Origin of the sequence: Bartonella sp. AA1HLJMS (assembly GCF_042197445.1) — a bacterium.
GTDB lineage: Bacteria > Pseudomonadota > Alphaproteobacteria > Rhizobiales > Rhizobiaceae > Bartonella.
This window is the reverse complement of record NZ_JBHIRW010000113.1, coordinates 1-2454: the sequence shown is the minus strand read 5'-3', so window position 1 is coordinate 2454 and position 2454 is coordinate 1. Positions and strand designations below refer to the sequence as shown.

General features: G+C 39.0%; 3 protein-coding genes and 1 pseudogene. 3 read left to right on the top strand and 1 reads right to left on the bottom strand.

Annotated features, from left to right (window positions below; translation table 11 throughout):
• A partial coding sequence (locus tag ACFIQE_RS09600) for a hypothetical protein (RefSeq protein WP_375707631.1) occupies window positions 1–780 on the bottom strand: 780 nt, incomplete at its 3' end.
• A 30-nt stretch (window positions 781–810) separates the two neighbouring features.
• Between ACFIQE_RS09600 and ACFIQE_RS09595 the strand changes: the two genes are divergently transcribed.
• From ACFIQE_RS09595 to ACFIQE_RS09585, 3 genes and pseudogenes are all read left to right on the top strand, one after another.
• Window positions 811–1290, top strand: coding sequence for a crossover junction endodeoxyribonuclease RuvC (locus ACFIQE_RS09595; protein WP_375707630.1), 480 nt, complete (start codon window positions 811–813; stop codon window positions 1288–1290).
• Complete coding sequence (locus ACFIQE_RS09590; protein ID WP_375630449.1) at window positions 1280–1615, top strand: DUF1376 domain-containing protein; 336 nt, start codon at window positions 1280–1282, stop codon at window positions 1613–1615. Before ACFIQE_RS09595 ends, ACFIQE_RS09590 begins: the two co-directional genes overlap by 11 nt.
• A pseudogene (locus ACFIQE_RS09585) lies at window positions 1605–2454 on the top strand (DUF1376 domain-containing protein); the annotation flags it as partial. The gene ACFIQE_RS09590 and the pseudogene ACFIQE_RS09585, both read left to right, overlap by 11 nt.

The window sequence follows — 2454 nt, the reverse complement described above, 5'->3', positions numbered from 1 at the left end:
AACTTGGTCTTTTATATCTTCTTCACGTGCTGCTACAAAAATAAGGATTTTTGAAGGTTTGCCTTCTGAGGGAGCTATAGAAATATTAACATCGATTTCTTGTCCCGTTCGAAAATCCTTTGCTTTCTCACAGTATCCGGATGATATTGTGTGTGACGTTGGTCTGGCATCAGGATTAACATATGGTGATTGCATTTGCCGCAATCTTATTTCCGGTTTGTATCTAATGCCATATCCAAGAATAAAGCGAGAACCATCTTTTAGCTTTATATTTAAAACGTGGATGACAGTTTGTGCATTGTTTTTTATCTTTAAACAAAGAAGCGTCCACTTGCCTTTTGTTGGCAAATGGGGTCCAGTTGTATATATGGAAGGTGGCGTTTCTAAATCCTCTACTCTTTTGTTATCTAACAAAATTTTAATACGTTCTTCTGACCATTTGGCAAGATCTTTTGTCGATATCGCTTGCTCTTTAAGGGCTATCGTCTGCTCTTGGCTTTCTGCAAATTGCTTGCTTATCCATTCTCTATCTTCTTCTCGTTTTTTTGCAGCTGTTTCTAAATCATCTTTGCGGATTGTAGCGGCTTCTTTACGGTCTTTATTTCTTAAAATAAGCGCTACTGAAAGTGATCCGATAAATGACAGGAAACCTGTAAGAAATATCTTTATCCATTCTTGCATCTTTCCCCTCCCCACTTTTTTAGAATCGTTGGGAGGATACTTTTTCAAAAACATTTTTTCAAGACAGGCAATCACAACACGCTCTGTCATAACACACATATGAATACGTAGAGCCTTAAGGGGGGGATTATGATCACTAACGCACAAACCATTTTATGTCTTGATCTAGGGACCAAGACAGGCTGGGCGATATGCGGTGCTGATGGTCACATAACAAGCGATACAGAAGATTTTCAATCACGCCGTTTTGAAGGCGGTGGTATACGTTATTTACGCTTTAAACGGTGGCTTACTGAACTAAAGAGATCTGTTGATGAAATTGACGCGGTGTATTTTGAAGAGGTGCGCCAGCATGTGGGTACAGACGCTTCTCATATTTATGGGGGCTTTCTAGCAACCTTAACAGCGTGGTGTGAACATCATCAGATACCATATGAAGGCATTCCTGTTGGCACAATTAAGAAGGCGACGACAGGAAAAGGCAACGCCTCAAAAGAAGAAATGATTAAGGCGGTATGTGCAAAAGGACATGTACCTAAAGACGACAACGAAGCAGATGCTTTAGCAATTTTATATTTGATGAAAGAAGGGGATATACATGTCCAGTAAAATACCATGGACGAGACTGTTTGCCGATAAATGGGCGGTGGTCGTCGATTATTTACCTCCTGTAGAAGGTAATATCTATATGAGATTGCGATTTCGCATGCTTCGTACTGGTGAACCTCTTTTTTGTAATATTAAAGTTTTATCTCATTACACTGGTTATTCAGTAAAGAAATTTGAGACAGCATTGAATGTTTTGCTAGAAGAGGGATACATCATTCGTTTAGAAGATGGTCGTTTGTGGAGTTCACAAGTTGAGGAGGAACTCAATAACTTCAATGAAGATCTAAATAATAATAAAGAACAGGAGGGGAAATATGTCAACTAAGTTAGCTTGGGTTCGTTGTTTTCCTTCTGATTGGGTATCTGATGCTAGTGGAATGACGTCGCATCAAATATCGACTTATATGATGTTGATATTGCTTATGTATAAGAAGAGACAGCCAATTCTTGAGAATGCCTCTATATTAGCACGCATTTCTGGTTGTTCAGTAAAAGCTTTTAATAAAGCGCTAGATTTTTTATTGAGTGATGAGAAACTGATACGTTTAGAAGACGGTCGTTTATGGAGTTTACAGGTTGAAGAGGAACTCAACAACTCTAATGAGAATTTGAATAAGTTTTCAGAGAGAGCGCAGAAGGCAGCGAAGGCAAGATGGGATAAAAATACAAAAGATGCTTGTGATATTAAGCATGATGCTAACAGCATGCTTAAGGATGCTAAGCATGATGCTTGTGATGCTATAACAAACAATACAAACATATATAATAAAAAAACTAAAACTATCGTTTTAGCAAAAAAAGAAATTGGTTCTGAAAGTTTAGCAACAATCGATTTGGTTGACGAACCAACAGAGGTTGCTGCTGTTGAGACCATATCAGAGCAAATCACAACGGGTGTAGACAACCAACCCCCCATTCACGAGCAAGAGAACGTTCCCAAAAAAGCAAAACGAGCGCAAGCTAATCGCGGTTGTCGATTGCCAGAAGATTTTGAACCTAATTTGCAATACGCAATCGATCAAGGATTAACGCATGATGAGGCGCTGTTAGAGTTCGAACGGTTCACAAATTACTGAATAGCAAACCTAGGTAAAAATGCAAACAAACGAGATTGGCAAAGGACTTGGTACAATTGGGTTACAAGCCCTATCGGAACGCTAGCAA

Coding starts and splice junctions, on each gene's coding strand:
- ACFIQE_RS09595 (WP_375707630.1), top strand. CDS start 811: ATGATCACTAACGCACAAACCATTTTATGTCTTGATCTAGGGACCAAG.
- ACFIQE_RS09590 (WP_375630449.1), top strand. CDS start 1,280: ATGTCCAGTAAAATACCATGGACGAGACTGTTTGCCGATAAATGGGCG.